We start from the raw sequence: 17,258 nt of genomic DNA on the forward strand, positions 1-17,258 counted from the left end.
CTTTCTCTGCCGTCTACCCGTGAACCCTATAGCGAGGACGCGTTCTTAGCCGTCTCGCGCTGAATACTCGCCTTCCCCACATCAGCCGCAAATCGGGGGCGTCCTTCGGCTGATCTCCTAAGGAGCGAACTGCCAGCCCGCGTCGCGGTCCGCGTAACTGCGTTGTCCACTGTTCCCCTTGCCGAGCGCCGAATGCCGTGAATGGCTCCGGCGGTACCTATCGGTCCACTCCCGGTCAAAATGCCCGCGATGATGGGTATTTGTAACAGAACATAGAACCCGACCAGCGTGACCAGCAGGAGTGGCATCACGTGAGAAAGCTTGCCGGTTATGTCGGTCCCGCCGCCGCCCTCCATCGCGGAAACGGAGAGCTGAACCATGTAGTAGTAGAAACCCAGGAAGCCGTAGATCAGCAACTGCTGCACCACCAAATTCGCAGTGACGGAGAAAAAGCCTTCGGTGAATTTGAAGGAATAATTGAAAAGGGCCATGATGATCCACACCGGCCCAAGAGCCAGGATGATGAAAAGAAGGACTTTTGCAGCGATAATCGCCGCTACGGCGACGCCGATGAATAGCAGGGTAAAAATGATGATGATGATCGCCAGAAGGGCGCCGAAGAAATCGGTCAACACTGACGTGTAGAGTTCCGGCATCACCCGCAACGTCGCTTCGTAGAGGGCGTCGAACATTGCCGGCACAGCATCGACCGATGAGACCTGAGTGCCGGTCGTCGACGAAACCGTTTGGACGATGCGGTTGGCCAGAACTTCCGGGATCGACTGGACGAGCGTATAGATCGTCTCGGAGAACGGAGCCCAGTTCGTGACCATCCAGTAGATGAACATCGCGCGGCCGAGGCGCCACGCGGCCTCCAGCGGCGAGGCCGTCGAGCGGCCGAAAATCTGCATGTAACCCCAAATGACCACGTAGAGGAGCAGCATCGCGAAGAACAGGTTTTCGCTATAAAGGCCGATGCGCTTGTACAGGACCTCTACAAAGCGAGCCCCGGCCTGATCGACACCGCTCAGAAGGTCGCTGATGATGGTCGAAACGGGGCTCATGTCTTATTCCGACATCACCTTGTCGAATGCCGAGTTTGCCGGCTTCAACTCGCCGCACTCGTCGTTCGCCGCATACGAGGAAATCGGGCCGCAGGGCGCCTTGAGCTCACGGCCAGGTCTTGCGCAGGCAGTTGCCAGCGCGGCGATCATCAGCGCCAAAAACACCCTAGAATTCATGAGCTTTCCCGCCGTGAGAGTCTCGATCGGCGGCACCGTTCCCCGGACCGATGCCGGCGAACTCGCCCCCGCAAGGCATTCGCCTACTGCGAACCACCGGCATCCTTGAACGGGTTCACATCTTTGAATTGCAGCAATTTTTGTACCTGAGATTGTTGCGTCAGCCGGAATTTCAGGTCTTCGTTGAGGGCTGATACCGCGCCGTTCTGGACGCCGATCAGCTCATTGATCGAGCGCGCGGTTTCCAGCTGCATGCGCGTGTTTTCGTCCACCGAACCCTTGACGTTCTCCGCCTGACCGATTTGGCCGGTCGCGGACTGCAACGATTGTTCCCGGGTCGTCACGCCTTGGGACGCTTGCTGCGTCAGTGCGGCCAGCAGTGCCGAGGTGTTGACGCTGCCGCTGTAAAGGCTGTTCACGGTGCCTGGGTCCTCACCCTCGATGACGGCTTTCAGCTGCTTGACCAACTGCAGGCCGTTGATCACGGCGCCGGCGATCTGTTGTGCCTGACCTCCAAGCCCGCCAAAGGAAAGCGTTCCGCCATTGAGAACCGATCCGAACGATGGCGCCGACGCGATCGACATTCCCCCGCCGAGACCCTGTTGACCGATGCCGAGCGATCCGTTTCGCGTCCCGGAAAGTGCCTGCAGGATCTCCTTCGACTTCTCGAGGATGTCGTCATTGCTCTTCATGATCGAGTTGGTGTTCTCGGCGTTTTCTCGCGCGACATCCAGATTGGCGCCGTCGATGACCGCGATTTGCGCATTCCCGAGCGCAGTCGACGCGACCAGGAATAACGATGCTGCAACAGTCCGTTTCATAATGGAGGGCTCCTTTCAGTCTATTGCGCGTTGCGTTGCATGATTTCCAAAGCACCCGCCGCCGCGTTGGCATTTGGAACCAGTGTGTTTTCTTCAGCGCCGCCCGGTCCCACGACGCGTTTGGCGCAGCCGGGCCACAAATGGTCCGGCACTTCCAGCTTGCCCAGGATGACGGGATCGCAGGTGAAGGGGTTTTCCGTGCCCTCATTGGTGCCGAATTTAGACACCTGAGAAAGCTTGGTGTTGCGCTGCAGAAGACGGGCGTTCAACAGGTCGTTCACCGCTGCGGAGCCCTGGACTAGCTGGTTGAGCAGGTCGGCATTCAAACCGCGCGCCGTGGAGTTTTCGTCCCAAGCGTCCATGTATTCTTCCTTGGTCCCGACACCCGCCGCCAACGTCTCGATTAGGCTGGAATAATGCGATCGTTGCGCGCCGCTTGTTTCGAGCCCGGCAGCCGTCTTGTTGACGGCATTGACACCGCCCGCCTGTGCAGCACCGGCAGCGCCGGTGCCGCTAACCTCGATGCTGAAGGGCGGCGGGGCGGCAGCTGGCGCTTTACCCGACCCCGCATACTCATTGAAGTAACCATGCCAGCGCCCGACGCCGGCCGACCAATTGGCCTGTTCAGCCGCCGTCGAACCGTTGTAGTAGGAGGCGAGGCATGCGTAGTTCGTTCCGCCGCATTTCTTGACCGCCTGGCTCAGCAGCTTCACCCCGCCCTCGACATTCTGCTCGTTGATGTCGCGATCGAAGCCGAGGCCGCGGCCCGTCCTCTTGGTGAGCTGCATCGCGCCTTTCACGCCAGTATGGCTGCCGGCGCAGGTGTCGAAGCGCGCTTCCTGGTAGGACACGGACAGCGCCAATCCTTCCGAAATACCATACTTCTTTGCGTAGTGCCGGATGAGCGACGCATTGCCGGCATCACGCGCGAGCGCCTGTTGCGGGGAGCGGCGGAACATTTCGTTCCGGTATTTGTTCGAATAGGTGCAGACGACGGCCTTGCGCTGACCAGTTTCAGACTTCTTGTCCTCATTGGAACTGTCGTTCTGGAACTCATCTTTTTTCCGCTCGACGAGGTTGGGATCGTCTTCAACAGCGATCTGTGCCAGACCAATGCTCGGGGCGATGAGCATCGGCGCCGTCACGGCCGTTGCGAACAATACGGCCGTCGGGCCGGCTCTACGCTGCCTGCTCATCCGCTTCCGTCTCCCATCCACAAAAATAGGGGAGCCACGCGGTCGGCTCTTCGCCATAGCGCTTGCGCAGCTCCTCACACTCGCGAACTGTCTTTTCGTTGCCCGACAGGACCTTCACCAGGTCCGGCATCGTCGAAAGGTCGAGTTTGGCGACGATCGAATCCGACGCATGCTTCACAAGAAACGCCCGGCTTTCCTTCGCCGTCTCCCTGACAAACCGAAACTCCTTGGCGGTTAAGGTGAACCGTCTGCGGTAGGATTCCTGATCGGCCTTGGGGTTCGGGAAGAAAATGTTGGTGGAGGTTTGCTCAATCAACGTGTTCGAGATTGCCGACTTTGCAACATCGTCCGCGGATTGGGTGCCGAAGCCGACCACGCCGTTGCGCTTTCGGATCGTCTTCAACAGGTCCTTGATGAACTCGACGAAAACGTCGTCATCCAGAAGCTTCCAGCCTTCATCGAGGAATACCAGGAACGGATCGCCGTTTATCTCCTGGTCGATGCGGAAAAACATATAGAGCAGCGCCGCCGTGCGGATTTTCGGCTCGTTCAGGATTTTGGTCATGTCGAAGCCGATCACCGCCGACGAGAAGTCGAGTTGGTCGGTCGCATTGTTGAAGAGCCAGCCTCTGCTCTTCGTGTCGAGCCACGGCTCGAGCCGTTGTGTCAGGTCGTTCATCCCCGGTTGCAAACGACCGCGCAGAACCTCCGGCAGCATCGAAAAGACGCGCCGCTCTTTTGGAATCCTGAAAATCTGGTCGACCGCATCGCCGATCACGCGGATCTCGGCGGGCTCCAATGTGCCGTTGTCAGGCTTCAGCAGATATTGGAGCAACGTATCGACAAATGACCGGTTTTCCGGCGTGTCATCCAGCTGCAGGGGCGCGAACCCGGTTTGAACACCGGGCTGCAGAACTTCATAGCGGCCGCCGAGCGCCCGTACGAAGATTTCCGCGCCGCGATCCTTGTCAAAATATACGCAGCGCGGCCGAGGCTCGACCCTCATGCTTTGAGCAAGCAGGAAGGACATCGCCACGGTCTTGCCCCAGCCGGTCGGGCCAAAAACCGTGAAATTTCCCACGTCGTCGACATGAAAATTGAAATAGTAGGCCGTTTGGCTTGTCGTCTCGAGCAGGGCGATCGGACGTTTCCAATGCAGCCGGTCCTTCTGGCCGGACGGGAAATTATGCCCCGAAAACAGTCCCGCGAAATTCATCGACGAGATCAATGCCTTGCGCGCGATGTAGCTGAAATTCCCGGGCAGTTGCGCCCAAAAAGCAGGCTCCATATTCATGCGCTCTCGTACCGGAATGATCGCCAGACGCGACATTTCCGACTGCACGTCGGAAATTGCCTTGTTGAGCTCCGGAACTGACCGAGCGACCACGCAAACGGTCAGATGATGGTCGCCGAACACGACTTCGCCTTGCGCCAGCTTGTCCATGCCGTCGTGAACGGATTGCTCGACTGAGGTGCCCCCTTCATCAGAGCCGACAACCTGTCGACCGATCTTGCGGATTTGGCCCATTGCGGCAACGCGGTCCTCCAGGGCGAAGGATTGTGTAATGATGATCTCATGAGGCAGGCGAAGAAGCCCGTCGAGGCCGCCCGGCGTTGTGTAGGGGGGATACTCCTTCATGGAGATCATCGCGGCCAATTTCGAACTAGAGGGCTCTGCTCCCTTGATTTCGATCGCCTCGCGCCCGAACAGCAGTTGCCGCATCGGAATTGCCTCAGCCAAACTCATTCGGGGAAGCGGAACTTCCACCTCATCGGCGCCGGCCAGGATCTTGGCTAGAAATTCTGCAGGTTCCGAAAATACGCTGCCGTTGCGCTCGACCACCCCGAGCTTGCGTGCCCCATAGGCGCCGAAATCCTGCACGATGCTGTCGGTCACATCGTGCAGTTCCTTGAGTGCTTCGGCGCGGGTTTCCTCGCCGGCCGATTGTAAACGAAACTGATCAAAGATCTTGTCCACCCAGCCGATCTTGCCGGCCATCGGCCGGCGTATGACCGTCATGTAAACTTCGTTGACGAACAGGTTTTTGGAGGACAGCGCCTCCATGTAACGCGCGTCCAGCTCAGCGACAAACGGGTTGTCGAAGCTACCTTCGATGTCCGGCTAATGTGACGACGAATGATCGTCGCATAGACGGCAAAGCGCGACGACGAGAGATTGCGGAATGTGGTGTTGCGGTTCAGGACACGGGCGTTGAGCTCTGATTGGTCCATCGTCTGGAACGGCAGACCGCCCATGCGGATGATGCAAGCCAGAAAGCCCGCCTTGGTCACCAATACATTATCATCCACATGACGCAAAAAAGGGACGTGTTCACTCACGCCCTGCTCTTTTTTGCGCTGCTTGCCGTATTTCAGATCAGCGTTGATGCTCATGGAGAATAGCTCCTGGCTCCCCAAAACGAGGTGTTTCCCATCGCCCGCTTGGTCAGAAAAAGGCGCTCGAAAATATGAAACATGTGAATGTCGCGCTGACACAGATAGGCCGACACCCCGTGGCCGATCACGGCCACGAGGGGCGGAAGCAGAATGTTGCTGGTGGCGATGAAAAACACGACGCCGATCAAGCCGTTCAGCCAAAAAACCTCGTAACGCACGCCCAACACCATCAAGGGGCGCGTTAAGGCGAGGCTCACAGGCTCGGCCGTCGGCAGGTCGTCTTCGTTGTCGTTCATGCCCTAGCTCGAAGCGGTCTCACGGATTGCATCGACCAGTGTCGATGCGCCAAACACGAAAGCGATGCCGACGACGATTGAGAACGCCAGCGGCCAGGCCAGGCGGCCGGTCATTGCCATAAACCCGAGGAAACAGACCGCGATGATCGCAATAGAGCGCGCGATGTTGCCCTGCAGGACGCCGACCAGCCAATCGAAGACACCTTCGATGGGTGCGGCGTCCTGGGCGAAGGCGGCGACCGGCTGCAAAATCGTGCCGATTGCAACGGCAGCCGCGAACTGCAGCGTGAATTTACTCCACTTCAATGACATGTCCGTCCTTCCACGCATTTTCGATTTTCCCTTCTCCTTTGACCTCAGACACGTTCGCCGGCTGCGACGAGCCGACCACGGCTGACAGCTTCCAGCGGTTGAGAACCTTGATGATGTAGCCGGCTGTCTCCGGAAACTCCGGAATGCCCCGGCTATGACGAACGTTTGCAGGCCCGGCGTTGTATGCGGCGAGCATCAACAGTGGGTCGCCGAACTCACCGTAGAGCTGCTTCAGATATTTGATGCCGCCGCGAACGTTCGCCTCGACATCACACCTGTCACGAACGCCAAGATCGCCCGCCGTTCCCGGCATCAGCTGCATGATCCCCACGGCGCCCGCCGACGATTGCTTGCGCGCCGCGCCATGCCGGCTTTCGACCCAAGCCACCGCATCGGCCAGGTCAGCATCGACGCCCTCCTCCGCCGCCACCGCGCGCACGAGGTCGCTTACGGCCTTGCTGTCGACTGCCGGACACTCGGTTGCCGCTGGCGACTGCGTCTCAGGCGACTGATGACTCAACGTCACGGTGTGCGCGGCAGGCTTCTCGTTCCGAAACGCCGCTGCCATGCGGGCTGCTACATTTACCGGTTGCAGAGCCTGCCGAGGGACGGCATCCTGCGCATGGCCCTGTGTTGCTAGCGCAACCCCCGCCACAAGAATTCCGACGAACGAAACTCTGGCCATTGCGTCGCTCCGGTTATTACTTTAACTTACGTCATAACCGCGCCAATCCTGCTCGTCAACAAGCGACTACAACTATGGCTTTCTTTCTCGTCGGTAATTCGCCCCTTTTTGCTGCTGACCATAGCGCGGGCGACCTCAGCGCGTCCAAGCCGCCCGTGTTGCGCCTTCGGCGCTGCCCGCGCCAGCCGCTTGACGCGTTCGGTCAGCCGCGCACAGATGCAGCCATAAAACGGAGAATACCGTCATGAAAATGTTCGTTTCCGCCTTGGTTGCCGCCGCTGCATCGATGAGCGCGGCATCCGCCCAGGACGAGTCGTCACCATTCGCCGAACCGAGTGTTGAATATCTCAGCCAGTTCGCCGAACCCCACAAGAAGGTCTTCGTTCTTGAACGCTACGATGCATCCGGCAAGCTGTTCGCTCGCGACGTCGACGAGATCTCTTCTCCCGTCGAAATCATTGACGCGACCCATCGCAAGATCAACGGCGTCGAATATGTCTTGCGCGGCCTTACGTCCTGCCCGTCCAAGAAGGTCATCTACAATCGGGTGCAGACGTGGGATTGCAAAGACGCCGCGAAAGATGACGCCGGCACGATCTACAACAAGCGTGCCAGCGTAATCCTTTGCAAGACGCTGGTCCTGCAATCGACGCCCGGAACGCCCGATCCTGTGTCCTGCTTCGCCCGCGTTGGCCAAGGGTCGAACAACGATCCGTTCCTCGTCGCCAACGACGACGACTCGATGGTCTTCCAGGGCTTTGCTCAGATCGCTGTTGACAAGAAGGGCAAGCCGCTTCGCCCCGACCTCCTCGAGTCGGCCGTCATAGGAAAGGAAATGGGCCTTGGCGATACGAGCCAGTGACATTCTTTTGACGGCTACGACAATCGCCGCAACCTTGCTTCCGGCCTATGGCCAGCAGGTGGCATCGAGCTTCGCCGTTCCTAAGAATATCACGCTGCAGACCGGCGACACCTGGGAGTCCGATGGTCAGGTCTACCGCCTGTATGGCGTCCAGTCCTGTATACGCGGCAGCATAGCTACGGACGCTGCCGGTAACAAACACGACTGCGGAAGTCTTTCGCTGGCCCAGCTCGGAGGCTTGTTTCAGACGGCGGCAGTGACTTGCCAACCGATCGGGCGAGCGCGGGACGACGCGATTTTCGCAGTTTGCGCCGCCGAGATCGAGGGTTCGACACTCGATGTTGGCACAGCCATGATTTCTTCTGGCTTCGCCTTTGCGGCAACCTATCCCGATGGCAACGCCGTCAACATGGGCTATGTTGTTGCGGAACTGACGGCAAAAGGCGCGAGTGAGGGCTTGTGGGCCTATAAATTCCCACATCCCGTCCAGGCGCTTCTGCAGACCTCGCAGCCCACGGCTACGAAAGGAGCTGGCCAGTGACCATGCCAGAATCTCACTACAATCGCCCTATGACAATCGTGCATGCGGAGGGGCTGGAAGCGCAGAAGCAAGCTGAACGCGATCTCGCCGATCTCCACAGCGGTAACGGTTGGGCTGTAGCCGCCATCATTTTCCTTTTGGCGCTCACGTGGCTTTGCAATCAATTTCCCTCTCTAGGCGATTTGCTGCTTAGTTTTTGGCACTCATGAACGGCATCGCATCCTGCGCCATCGCTCTCGTGATCGGTATCGCCATAGGAGTTGGCGGGACCTATGCACTGACATCGTCGGCGCCTCGAGACTCCCAATTGGAAATTCCCACTGAAGAAGAAGCTCGCGCCTCGGTTCAAGCCGCCAAGCCCAATGATTGGCCGAATCTACAATTGTCATTGGGGCAATGCGACAAAGACACCTTGGGACCTGGTGTACGATGCGCTGTTGATGTTACCTATGATGGACTCGGCGGCCAAAGAAAAAGACAATCCATCGTCGGCTTTGTTAAAACCCCGAGCGGCTGGATGGCCTCTCTTTATCAATAACCGTCACGATCTGAAAACGACTGCAAAAGCGTCTCCCAGTCTTTCTCGTCCATGCCGCTCGCACCGTCGCCTAGCAGCGTCCGTACATAGGCCGCCTTGGCGGCAACATCGACCATTGTCGAAGCTCTGATTAAGGCACGGACGTCCAAGTTCCGCGACGCGGAAGCCAGTCCCCTATCCTTTCCACATCGTCGAACGGAGAAGAGCCTGCATGTGCACTGCCAAGTCGAGCTCGCCGCGGCCCTCGATCCTCAAAAGATATCTGGCCTTGGCCCGGCGATCACCTTCCCTGACCGCAGGATAGGCACAGACAGCCAGCAGTGCCCTTTCCTCGGCCCGGCTGGCTCTGTCGTGTTCGCGATTACTGCCGTCCCTTTCTTGGATTGCCTTGCCGAACGTCGCGTACGTTGCCTTGTGCGCCTTTATCAGCGCCCGCAGGTCGCGGGACGGTTCTCGGTCCCGGCGTCGAGGCTCTCCGGCGTGAGCCGTTGCCTAAATCGTCGAGCCGATGACGGCGCTGCCGGAGCTGAGAAGCAAGACGCGGCGGTTGATCCCGGACATGGTGAACTCTCCTCTTCACTGCATGGCAGGCTGGCAGATCGGTATCGTAAACACCGGCCGACCGCTCTCGTCGTAGCACGACAGTTGGCGCATTCCTGTCAGGATGGGTCGCACTGTCGTCCGCGTTACAGCCAGGGCATGCCAGTGCGACCGCCTGGATCGGGCTTGTCGCGGACCTGTTCGATCGATCAATTCCCCTCGGACGTCGAACGCGAAAGAACGACCCATGGCCGCCGTCGATGACACGCACGATGGATGACCGGATTGAACCCGAAACGGACAGGCTGGCCCGGCTCGGTGCCCCGTGATACGAGACGCCCATGCAACAGGCGGCAGGTATCCATTCCTGTTGGATCTCCGGTGACGGGCGCGAGGGAGCTTTGGGTGATGCCTCCCTGCTCTTCCCGTATTGGAGCTTCACGAAGACGGTCATTGCCATCTGTGCCCTGAAGCTGTTCGAGATCGGCGGGATCGATCTCGACAGCCGTATTCCGGGCGAGTCCTACACGCTCCGGCAGTTGCTGAACCATACCTCCGGATTGCCAGATTACGGAGTCTTGAAGGAATACCAGCACGCGGTTCGCGCCGGCGAAGAGCCTTGGTCCCGCGAAAGGCTTCTGAGCGCGGCCTTGGCGCAAGGGCTTCTTTTTCCTCCCGGTCGCGGCTGGTCCTATTCGAATATCGGCTACATGCTGGCGCGCGAGCATATCGAGGCGGCATCGGGCCGAAGTTTTGCCTGTCTTTTCGAGGAAATGATCCGCGATCCGCTCGGGCTCAAAAGCGTGGAACTCGCGACCACGCGCCGGCAATTTTCGCGCCTCTGCTGGCGCGCAGCCGATCGGTATCACCCCGGCTGGGTCTATCACGGATGCTTGGTGGGAAGCGCCAGAGACGCCGCCCTTCTCCTGCATGCGCTTTTCTCGGGTGAGGTGCTGAACGCGGCCACGCTCGGGCAGATGTTGCTTCGCTATCCCCTGGGCGGCGCTGTCTCGGGCCGGCCCTGGACGGATTGCGGCTACGGCCTCGGCCTCATGAGCGGCAGCATGGGCGAGGCGGGACGGGCGATCGGACATTCCGGAGGCGGGGCGTTCTGCGTAAATGCCGTTTACTACTTCCCGGATCGGGATTGCCCGGTTACCGTGGCGAGCTTCACCGACGGAAGCGACGAGGGGATAACGGAGTTCGAAGCGGCCCGGCTCGCCCTGACCGAATGACCGAAAGGGTCACATGACCGCCGCTCAGCCTATACCTCACGGACTTCCGGCTTCCACCCTTTCGCGACGGCGAAGATGGCGCCTTCTGAAAAATCTTCGTTTTCTGGCAGGCACCTTTGGCGTCCGCACGCAAGCTTAGGAGAAAGCGCCGGCGGCCACCGGGGTACTATTCACAAACGACTGCAATAGCAGATTCCAATCGGCGTCTTCCAATCCGCTGTCGCCCTCGTTGAGCAACCACCGAAGGTGCTCGGCCTTGGCAGCGCAATCCTCGATACTTTCGACCGCAAATCGAAGCATTTCGTCCCGTGCATGCTCTTCCTGGGCAAAGAGCTCGTTCAGTCGCATCTCGAGCCGCGCTGAAAACCGACTTTCCGTCTCGCGCTCGACGAGACGCCGACACAGACGCTCCACCTGCTCTCTCAACTGACGATGCCGTCGAAGTATCGTTGTGAGCGGCCTCTCAGTGATAGGATCCTCAAGGCGTTCACCATTAAACGTTATTACAGCCAGAGCCATATCGCGCATCCTCCTTGTGGGGTGAGAAGCTACGTTGGGCGTCCCTCGTCCGCTCCAAGGAAATGATTTCGGCCATGTTCCTTCCCAAAATCAATCAGTTGTACGCTTCATCCGGGGGCGCATGTCCAAAGCTTGGAAGCGCGCTACGTAGTTGCATCGAGTTGATAAATACGTTGATTGAGGACGAAGGCACGATAGGATACGAAGCCTAGCGAAACGGAACGAAACCAGAGCCTGTAAGTCATTGTTTAAGAACGGAAAGTTATTTCTCCCTCCGCCGAGAGACGGGAGTGATTTCAAAGAATTATTCAAACGACTGGCGGCGGCGGGTGCGGGTCGGCCGTTGGGCAAAGACGGGTTTCCTGCAGGCCCATGGACGCCCGAGCTTCTTGCAGAGGCGATTTCACAGATTGATTCCAACCGGGTTGGGGTCGATCTGCGAACGGTGCAGCTTTGGTATCAAGAGAACGAGAAGGGAATTAGCACTGCCAACATTCGTTGGCTGGCGAGGATTTTTGGATGCGATGATCCGCTCGCAACTAGCGAATGGCAGATGGAGCTTAGTGCGGCGCAATCGCGGTTATCGGCCAAGAGACGAGAATGGAAGAGAGCCGGAAGCAGCTTTGCACAGGAGATTCCAGATACGGCACTGACTGCGACCTTCGATGACGAGACAGACTCCCCGGCAGAGCTGATACGGGATACTGACGCCAAGGGGCCGAGGCGGCGTTTTAGTTTGGCGAGGAAATCGGAGGCGTTTTTTAGTCACGGATCTCCCCTGAATTTACCGGCGTCGGTGTTTGCGGGCATGACCGCACTCGGCTTTTTGTCGTACATCATTGGTATCCACAACGTCACCTACGAGCGAGCGGACGGGCTCGTTAAGCAGGTTGGATTCCTTTGGGCCGCAAATTGGACACTCGACTTTATGGTGTTCTTACCGCTGTTTTTCTTCTTCGTTATAGAGTTGCTGGTCTTCTGGAAAAGTGAGGGGCGCAGAAAGCTCGCAGCGCAGGGCGATCAGGTGGAAAGCGACGACGCCTGGTTGGGCAACGTTGACGCTTCCTCGTACACATATTGGTCGGTTTTTTTGATTTGCTTGCTGTTCGCGGGTCTTTTTCAATGGATCGGCGTGTCCTTGATCCCGTTGATGAAGGGCGGTGGCAACTATGCCATGGATTGGGGAAAAATAGCTCTTGTGCGTCCTGAGGTCATATCTGTCCCCGAAACAGTCGTTTTTACGGGGCTCGCTTACCTATACATGTGCCTGGTATTTTATCTTTTCTTCGCAGGTCTCATTTTGCTCTATACGGTTGTTCATGATCTTTGGAGAATTGGAGACGGATTGAAGAAGCTGCCGCATGTTGATCATCAGCAAGAGCTCAATGAAGCCGGCCTCACAGTGATGCGTGGGGTTTTTCGGTGTACGGTTTTGGGGGTTCTGGTCGCCATATGGATGAAGGTCCAAAGCTCTTATCTGGCATCCAGTGGTGAGAATATTGTGGCGTGGTTGGTCGGCGATATGTCTTCGATGTTCCAAGGTGGCGATGATGTGAGCACCGGGTTCCGCTATCGTATGCCGACGCATTACAGCAGCCTTCTTATCGTTATTTCGACCTGTTTTGTATTTCTGTATGGCTCCATCCGATTAGGTGTCGGAGGTCGATTTCACGCGCCTTTGTGGAAGATGTCGGCGGTCGTGGCGTTACTTGTTGTCAGCTACTTGTTGATCGACGCGTTTGCCGGCTTTTCGACCCTTCTGGCCATGTCAGTGCTAGTCGCACTATACGGCCTGTTCGATCCAGGATTAGGCCGCTGGCGAGCGAGCGAGTTAGGAAACAATCAGAGTGTTTCATAGTTGGCTCGATCGTTGGGACGAACGCCGGGCCCTTCGCGGTGAGGAAGGGAAGAAACCAACGGATTTCATCCTTGACGCGGAACGCGCCTTTCCAGGTGCGAAGAAGATAACAAGTATCGAGGAATTCTGTGCCCTTGCGGACCAAGCCGTGGCTGATCCAGCCTTTTTCGATGAGCCGAGTGTGAGTGATCAGGGTTTTGAAAGGCTAGATGGGTGGCTCAAATTTCCATCGGACATTTCTACTGATATCGAACAAAACAATGTCGTCTCGGCGAAAATCACAGAAAGCGGGTCGTTCGATCAGGCGATGGTGATTTTTCACCATTGGAATGCAAGCGCCCGGAATCGTCAGATTGCCAACTTTTTCTCGCAGCGTGGCATCACGGTTGTCGAGATTGCTATGCCTTATCACTTCGAACGCAGCCGTCCCGGCTCCGTGCACGCCGACTATATGCTTAGCCCTAATCTCGGTCGAACGATCCAATCTGTAAGGCAGGCAGTGTTGGATGGGCGAAAACTCATACGTTGGCTGAAAAGCGAAGGCTATCGAGAGATTTCGGTTCTCGGAATGAGCTTAGGTTCCTGGGTTGCGGCCATAGTCGCGGCACACGACTTGGCTGTGTCAAAAGCCTCGTTGTTTCTGACGGCGGGGAGTCTAGCGGATATGGTTTGGACGGGCCGCGCGACACGATCGATACGCGATAGCCTTGAGCCTGAGATTGAGCTGACCGATCTCAGAAGGGCCTGGGGTCCCCTTAACTTGGAGAATTACGCGCATAGTTTGGCACGGCCTGATCTCGATCTCCATGTTGTGTTGGCTAAGAGAGACAAAGTGGTGTTGCCAGAGCTATCGGAGAGGTTCATGCAGAGGCTGAAGGACGCCGGGGCTAGGCCAAATATTTTGGAATTAAACTGTGGCCACTATTCGCTCGCCATGCCGCCTTACATTTTGTTGGCCGGCTTGAGCTTGAAGCGGTTACTAAGGCGCGGCCGTTGAGCGGTTTCTGTCGTCTGCTGACAAATTGGCCCGGCGATCCTGACCTGTGTAAACGATTATCTGTATGGGCTGGCCGCGCGCACCTGCCTGTTTCTCGGTCCAGCGGCGTTTGTGCGTATGGCGGAACGGCTGGGTTGGAAGTACAGGATGCTGGAATTCCTAGGACCACCGTAAGCATCCGCCGGGCACCGCGGAATTTCCTCCGCGCTCAAGCGCCCCGGCCACCAGTATCAAGGTCTGTTTGCCAAAAAATCTCTTGAGGCGGCGTGAAGCATGTCGCAAAAAGGGGCTGGTCCTCGATCGCCGGGACCTGAAAAATCTGCATTCGACACCTCGCTGCCGATTCCGACGAAGCCGCCATTTGCGGCCGCGGATTCGGACATGATGTCGCCCCCTGCTACCGTTGATTGTCGTACTTTAATTGAGGTTTGTGTCAAGCTTTTCACTGCTGCTTTTTCAACGATGGATGAGCCAGCCCCGGGGAACTGTCTTTTCCGGGCATCACATGACGCGCTACGTTTTGCAAATCCCCCGCCTAGCTCCGCAATGCCTTGCCGGACGGGGACCGGCGCAGTCTTGCTCGCCGTCCCTCATGTGAATCCGGGGATGCTGTGGGGAGCGAGAACGTCGCAGAGGTGAACAATTTGGCTGTTTTTCTCCGGTCCGAACGCGCCGATTGGCTGGTTTGGATTGGACGGGAACGGTTCCCCTAGCGGCGAAAAAATTTCATGCCGGCGCAGCGGCGGCAAGGCTCAGCTGCGTATCCCACACCGTTCTTGATCACGGCAGCGTCGCGATCGTTTTCGAGCTCCTGCAGCCCAACACCGTGACACGATACGCAAGGCACGGCGCCTTGCTGATGCTTGCCAAGTTCAGCGGCCCACCATCGGAGTTCCCGACGCTGCCTTCGGGTCAAACTGTCCGGTGTCATCCCTTTGGCATTCCCGCAGATTCTGGAAGGCAAAAAACGCCTTGCGTGATCGAAAGCACGACCCCTCCTTTCGGTTCGACAATGGCTCCCGTCCAGGCTTGGGAGTAAGTGCGGCTCGCATCGACCGCCGTCAACCACAGAACGCGGTTGTCCGCCAGCTCGACTTTCACCTCCGCCTGCAGGGGACTGTCATTGACCGTCTGCCGGTAGTGTCGCTTGATCTTCACCGTCCCGTCGGGAAACAGCGCACGGCTGTTTTCAAACTCGATCTCGAACTTCACACCGCCTGCATCGCCGATTTGGCAAGTCCCGTCTCGCTCACAGATCGTGCGGGCCGTCGCTTCGCACGTCCAATTATACCCTGACTGCCACATCGGATTGCCTGCCTGCGCAAACGTGAATCCGGGCACCAGTAGAGTGATGATCGCTGCGGGGGCGATCGCACGCATTGGAAAGAGTGACACGCTGTCATTGTTCATGGTTCTTGCGGCCCGTTTACCTCAGTCGTCGGCGTGACCAGCAACGGCCCTTGTCGCCGATGAAATCCAGTGCTGGCGCTGTTCTGATAGAACGCCAGCGTCATCGCTGCCACATGCAATGCAGCGTCAATCCCCTCGCGCTCTGCGCGTTCGCGCAGTTCCTCAAAATACATGTCCGCGATCTGCTGGGAGTCGCTCATGCAGCGATGTTAAAGTATCAATTCCATAGTCGCTAGAGGGAAAGATGGCTCTCCCCAACAACGCGAAAACCGGCATCCCCCATTCTTCCTCCGCGGCTTCGCCGGCTCCGTGCAGGACCGGCTGCGGATCCGCATGCGAGAATCGTGCGCCGGCCCTTCGGGTGAGTGGTCCCCCTACCGGCTTTCGCCTTGCCGTCACGATCCTGAGCGGCACGCGCGCCGACTGGATCAAGAACAACGTGAACGTTGGCGACAGCGTTTACGTGGAAGGCCGGGTTGGCAAACTCGTCCAACGAAAAAGACGGCAAAACAGTCCACACGACAGATGTGATTGCGGCCATCTTCACCCGCGTCCATCCCCGCTGCGAAGCTAAGGAAGACACCGACGACAACGAAGAATAACCAGCAACAGGGGCGGCGTAAGCCGCCCTGCTCCTTTGGAGCGAGCCCGATCCGAGCCGAGAACGAGCGCGCTGACGGCGCAAGGCCGAATTGGGCCAGGCGGCGCACGGAAAGCCGAGGGTTGTCGGCGATCAGGTTTTTACTTTAACTTATGCACTCAGCCGCTTACGGTGGCAAATCATCGAATCGTGGAGAACGGATACAGGCAAAAAGAAAACCCGGCGCGAAGGCCGGATTTCCAAGAGGTTGTAGCTAGAACGGAACGCCAATTCCGTCGATTGCCACCAAAAGAAGATGGCAAAATCTAGCTGCTTCCTCTGACAGTCGCAACAGGAAAATGCGCTTTCGCGCCACGGATTTTCTTTGCCGCAAGCAAGGGAAAGACGTGGTGACCATACACACCGAAATGGCCCAGTGGCTTGCCGACATCACGACGGCCAAGCAGATCGATCACTATCTGGTGCTGGTCTGGCGAGGGCTGGCCGAGGGCGCCTTGAGGGACCAGGAGGCGCAAGAACTAAGCGAGGCCGCCTGTTCGCGGCGCTCCTTGCTGCAAGTGGCGCGCGAAGCCCGGTTGCCGCCGGCGCGCACCTACTTTCCGCAGCGCCCGAAATCCAAGCAGTCGCGCCATCAAGCGGCGAGCGGGTCGCGCTGCCCCGTCCGATGGGCGAGGAAACGACGCTTGGGCGATATGGCCGCCCTACCCCCAAATGTGCGGGATCGCTTCACGGAGGGTGAACGGGCCGTGCTTTATATTGTTGCCTCGGACTGCCGTCAGCACGGCTCTTGCGGATCGAGCGTCAAAGAGATCGGCGACCGCGCCGGCGTCGGCGCCACCACCGTCCGCAACGCGCTGCGCCGGGCCCGCCATCTTGGCCTGCTCGACATCACAGACCGCCCGCAATGGCGCGCCAGGCATCTGCCAAACCTGGTAAAGATCCAGTGCCGGCGCTGGCTCGCATGGCTCAAAAAATTTCGGCCGAACCTCGGCCTTAAATTTTGTCCGACTGGGTTCAAAAAAGCGGCGTCCTCAGGAACCTTCGGCAATAAACAGAAAGGCGGACAGCCATCTTACAGCCGGACCGGTGGCCCTTCGGGCCGCCTTCAGCGGTTTGCCGGACGCAAACCACCGTCCGGCTGACGGCTGGGAAGCCTAGCCCCACCATTCCGCACCCAGTCGAACCGTCGCAAGGGGCTTTTGAACAAGC

Annotated in this window: 20 protein-coding genes and 1 pseudogene; 9 read left to right on the forward strand and 12 right to left on the reverse strand. The window is 58.2% G+C overall.

All coding sequences use genetic code 11. The annotated features are described in order from the left end of the window. Window positions 1-26: 26 nt before the first annotated feature. Window positions 27-1,064 (reverse strand): TrbL/VirB6 family protein, encoded by a 1,038-nt coding sequence (locus NKI69_RS24915; RefSeq protein WP_352722740.1) that lies wholly within the window; start codon window positions 1,062-1,064, stop codon window positions 27-29. Here NKI69_RS24915 and NKI69_RS24920 point away from each other — a divergent pair. Beyond that, the gene (locus NKI69_RS24920) at window positions 1,042-1,350 is read left to right on the forward strand and encodes a hypothetical protein (RefSeq protein ID WP_352631192.1); all 309 of its coding nucleotides are present in this window, start codon (window positions 1,042-1,044) and stop codon (window positions 1,348-1,350) included. The two genes, NKI69_RS24915 and NKI69_RS24920, sit on opposite strands and share 23 nt — an antisense overlap. Here NKI69_RS24920 and NKI69_RS24925 read toward each other — a convergent pair. The 7 genes and pseudogenes from NKI69_RS24925 to NKI69_RS24955 all read right to left on the reverse strand — a co-directional run bounded on the left by NKI69_RS24925 (window position 1,325) and on the right by NKI69_RS24955 (window position 6,948). Next, the gene (locus NKI69_RS24925; protein WP_352631191.1) at window positions 1,325-2,062 is read right to left on the reverse strand and encodes a type IV secretion system protein; all 738 of its coding nucleotides are present in this window, start codon (window positions 2,060-2,062) and stop codon (window positions 1,325-1,327) included. The two genes, NKI69_RS24920 and NKI69_RS24925, sit on opposite strands and share 26 nt — an antisense overlap. A 20-nt stretch (window positions 2,063-2,082) precedes the next feature. Then, complete coding sequence (locus tag NKI69_RS24930; protein ID WP_352722741.1) at window positions 2,083-3,258, reverse strand: transglycosylase SLT domain-containing protein; 1,176 nt, start codon at window positions 3,256-3,258, stop codon at window positions 2,083-2,085. Beyond that, window positions 3,242-5,323, reverse strand: coding sequence for a VirB4 family type IV secretion/conjugal transfer ATPase (locus NKI69_RS24935; RefSeq protein WP_352722742.1), 2,082 nt, complete (start codon window positions 5,321-5,323; stop codon window positions 3,242-3,244). Before NKI69_RS24935 ends, NKI69_RS24930 begins: the two co-directional genes overlap by 17 nt. Then, window positions 5,309-5,652: pseudogene (locus NKI69_RS24940) on the reverse strand (VirB4 family type IV secretion/conjugal transfer ATPase); the annotation flags it as partial. The pseudogene NKI69_RS24940 and the gene NKI69_RS24935, both read right to left, overlap by 15 nt. Further along, window positions 5,649-5,951 (reverse strand): VirB3 family type IV secretion system protein, encoded by a 303-nt coding sequence (locus NKI69_RS24945; RefSeq protein WP_123150346.1) that lies wholly within the window; start codon window positions 5,949-5,951, stop codon window positions 5,649-5,651. The gene NKI69_RS24945 and the pseudogene NKI69_RS24940, both read right to left, overlap by 4 nt. Before the next feature lie 3 nt (window positions 5,952-5,954). Further along, entirely contained in the window at window positions 5,955-6,263 is a 309-nt protein-coding gene (locus NKI69_RS24950; RefSeq protein ID WP_352631185.1) for a TrbC/VirB2 family type IV secretion system protein, read from the reverse strand. Then, window positions 6,244-6,948: a lytic transglycosylase domain-containing protein gene (locus NKI69_RS24955; protein WP_352631183.1), complete on the reverse strand. Its 705-nt coding sequence runs from the start codon at window positions 6,946-6,948 to the stop codon at window positions 6,244-6,246. Before NKI69_RS24955 ends, NKI69_RS24950 begins: the two co-directional genes overlap by 20 nt. Window positions 6,949-7,213: 265 nt before the next feature. Between NKI69_RS24955 and NKI69_RS24960 the strand changes: the two genes are divergently transcribed. The 4 genes from NKI69_RS24960 to NKI69_RS24975 are packed head-to-tail and all read left to right on the forward strand — an operon-like array spanning window position 7,214 to window position 8,889. Then, window positions 7,214-7,810 (forward strand): hypothetical protein, encoded by a 597-nt coding sequence (locus NKI69_RS24960; protein ID WP_352722744.1) that lies wholly within the window; start codon window positions 7,214-7,216, stop codon window positions 7,808-7,810. Next, window positions 7,791-8,351 carry a thermonuclease family protein gene (locus NKI69_RS24965; protein ID WP_352722745.1) on the forward strand — a complete coding sequence of 187 codons (561 nt, stop codon included), beginning with the start codon at window positions 7,791-7,793 and terminating at the stop codon, window positions 8,349-8,351. The genes NKI69_RS24960 and NKI69_RS24965 overlap by 20 nt, the downstream gene beginning before the upstream one ends. Next, window positions 8,348-8,560 (forward strand): hypothetical protein, encoded by a 213-nt coding sequence (locus NKI69_RS24970; protein ID WP_352722746.1) that lies wholly within the window; start codon window positions 8,348-8,350, stop codon window positions 8,558-8,560. The genes NKI69_RS24965 and NKI69_RS24970 overlap by 4 nt, the downstream gene beginning before the upstream one ends. Further along, window positions 8,557-8,889, forward strand: coding sequence for a hypothetical protein (locus NKI69_RS24975; RefSeq protein ID WP_352722747.1), 333 nt, complete (start codon window positions 8,557-8,559; stop codon window positions 8,887-8,889). The genes NKI69_RS24970 and NKI69_RS24975 overlap by 4 nt, the downstream gene beginning before the upstream one ends. On the opposite strand, the gene NKI69_RS24980 is transcribed toward NKI69_RS24975, so the two are convergent. Beyond that, window positions 8,883-9,005, reverse strand: a complete 123-nt coding sequence (locus NKI69_RS24980) for a hypothetical protein (RefSeq protein WP_352631174.1) — start codon at window positions 9,003-9,005, stop codon at window positions 8,883-8,885. The genes NKI69_RS24975 and NKI69_RS24980 overlap by 7 nt on opposite strands. 765 nt (window positions 9,006-9,770) lie before the next feature. On the opposite strand from NKI69_RS24980, the gene NKI69_RS24985 reads away from it, so the two are divergent. Beyond that, on the forward strand, window positions 9,771-10,664 hold the full coding sequence (locus tag NKI69_RS24985) for a serine hydrolase domain-containing protein (protein WP_352631170.1): 894 nt from the start codon (window positions 9,771-9,773) through the stop codon (window positions 10,662-10,664). Between the two features lie 135 nt (window positions 10,665-10,799). Here the strand turns inward: NKI69_RS24985 and NKI69_RS24990 are convergent, their stop codons facing one another. Next, entirely contained in the window at window positions 10,800-11,183 is a 384-nt protein-coding gene (locus tag NKI69_RS24990) for a hypothetical protein (protein WP_352722748.1), read from the reverse strand. Window positions 11,184-11,427: 244 nt separating this feature from the next. On the opposite strand from NKI69_RS24990, the gene NKI69_RS24995 reads away from it, so the two are divergent. Both NKI69_RS24995 and NKI69_RS25000 read left to right on the forward strand, forming a co-directional pair. Beyond that, complete coding sequence (locus tag NKI69_RS24995) at window positions 11,428-13,041, forward strand: RcgA family putative transporter (protein WP_352722749.1); 1,614 nt, start codon at window positions 11,428-11,430, stop codon at window positions 13,039-13,041. Further along, a complete protein-coding gene (locus NKI69_RS25000; protein WP_352722750.1) occupies window positions 13,031-14,038 on the forward strand; it encodes an RcgR family putative quorum lactone hydrolase in 1,008 nt (335 codons plus the stop codon). Before NKI69_RS24995 ends, NKI69_RS25000 begins: the two co-directional genes overlap by 11 nt. Before the next feature lie 927 nt (window positions 14,039-14,965). Here the strand turns inward: NKI69_RS25000 and NKI69_RS25005 are convergent. Together NKI69_RS25005 and NKI69_RS25010 are read right to left on the reverse strand one after the other, a co-directional pair. After that, window positions 14,966-15,448, reverse strand: a complete 483-nt coding sequence (locus NKI69_RS25005; RefSeq protein WP_352631162.1) for a hypothetical protein — start codon at window positions 15,446-15,448, stop codon at window positions 14,966-14,968. Next, window positions 15,445-15,648, reverse strand: coding sequence for a hypothetical protein (locus tag NKI69_RS25010; RefSeq protein WP_352631160.1), 204 nt, complete (start codon window positions 15,646-15,648; stop codon window positions 15,445-15,447). The genes NKI69_RS25005 and NKI69_RS25010 overlap by 4 nt, the downstream gene beginning before the upstream one ends. 739 nt (window positions 15,649-16,387) lie before the next feature. Between NKI69_RS25010 and NKI69_RS25015 the strand changes: the two genes are divergently transcribed. Continuing rightward, window positions 16,388-17,191, forward strand: a complete 804-nt coding sequence (locus NKI69_RS25015; protein ID WP_352631158.1) for a hypothetical protein — start codon at window positions 16,388-16,390, stop codon at window positions 17,189-17,191. The last annotated feature ends 67 nt before the right edge of the window (window positions 17,192-17,258 follow it).

The sequence above is a fragment of the Mesorhizobium sp. M0491 genome, assembly GCF_040321265.1.
In the GTDB taxonomy this organism is placed as follows: Bacteria; Pseudomonadota; Alphaproteobacteria; order Rhizobiales; family Rhizobiaceae; genus Mesorhizobium.

Coding starts and splice junctions, on each gene's coding strand:
- NKI69_RS24980 (WP_352631174.1), bottom strand. CDS start 9,005: ATGGTCGATGTTGCCGCCAAGGCGGCCTATGTACGGACGCTGCTAGGC.
- NKI69_RS24920 (WP_352631192.1), top strand. CDS start 1,042: ATGATGGTCGAAACGGGGCTCATGTCTTATTCCGACATCACCTTGTCG.
- NKI69_RS24985 (WP_352631170.1), top strand. CDS start 9,771: ATGCAACAGGCGGCAGGTATCCATTCCTGTTGGATCTCCGGTGACGGG.
- NKI69_RS24975 (WP_352722747.1), top strand. CDS start 8,557: ATGAACGGCATCGCATCCTGCGCCATCGCTCTCGTGATCGGTATCGCC.
- NKI69_RS24915 (WP_352722740.1), bottom strand. CDS start 1,064: ATGAGCCCCGTTTCGACCATCATCAGCGACCTTCTGAGCGGTGTCGAT.
- NKI69_RS25015 (WP_352631158.1), top strand. CDS start 16,388: ATGCGCTTTCGCGCCACGGATTTTCTTTGCCGCAAGCAAGGGAAAGAC.
- NKI69_RS24935 (WP_352722742.1), bottom strand. CDS start 5,323: ATGGAGGCGCTGTCCTCCAAAAACCTGTTCGTCAACGAAGTTTACATG.
- NKI69_RS24950 (WP_352631185.1), bottom strand. CDS start 6,263: ATGTCATTGAAGTGGAGTAAATTCACGCTGCAGTTCGCGGCTGCCGTT.
- NKI69_RS25005 (WP_352631162.1), bottom strand. CDS start 15,448: ATGAACAATGACAGCGTGTCACTCTTTCCAATGCGTGCGATCGCCCCC.
- NKI69_RS25010 (WP_352631160.1), bottom strand. CDS start 15,648: ATGAGCGACTCCCAGCAGATCGCGGACATGTATTTTGAGGAACTGCGC.
- NKI69_RS24955 (WP_352631183.1), bottom strand. CDS start 6,948: ATGGCCAGAGTTTCGTTCGTCGGAATTCTTGTGGCGGGGGTTGCGCTA.
- NKI69_RS24925 (WP_352631191.1), bottom strand. CDS start 2,062: ATGAAACGGACTGTTGCAGCATCGTTATTCCTGGTCGCGTCGACTGCG.
- NKI69_RS24930 (WP_352722741.1), bottom strand. CDS start 3,258: ATGAGCAGGCAGCGTAGAGCCGGCCCGACGGCCGTATTGTTCGCAACG.
- NKI69_RS24990 (WP_352722748.1), bottom strand. CDS start 11,183: ATGGCTCTGGCTGTAATAACGTTTAATGGTGAACGCCTTGAGGATCCT.
- NKI69_RS24945 (WP_123150346.1), bottom strand. CDS start 5,951: ATGAACGACAACGAAGACGACCTGCCGACGGCCGAGCCTGTGAGCCTC.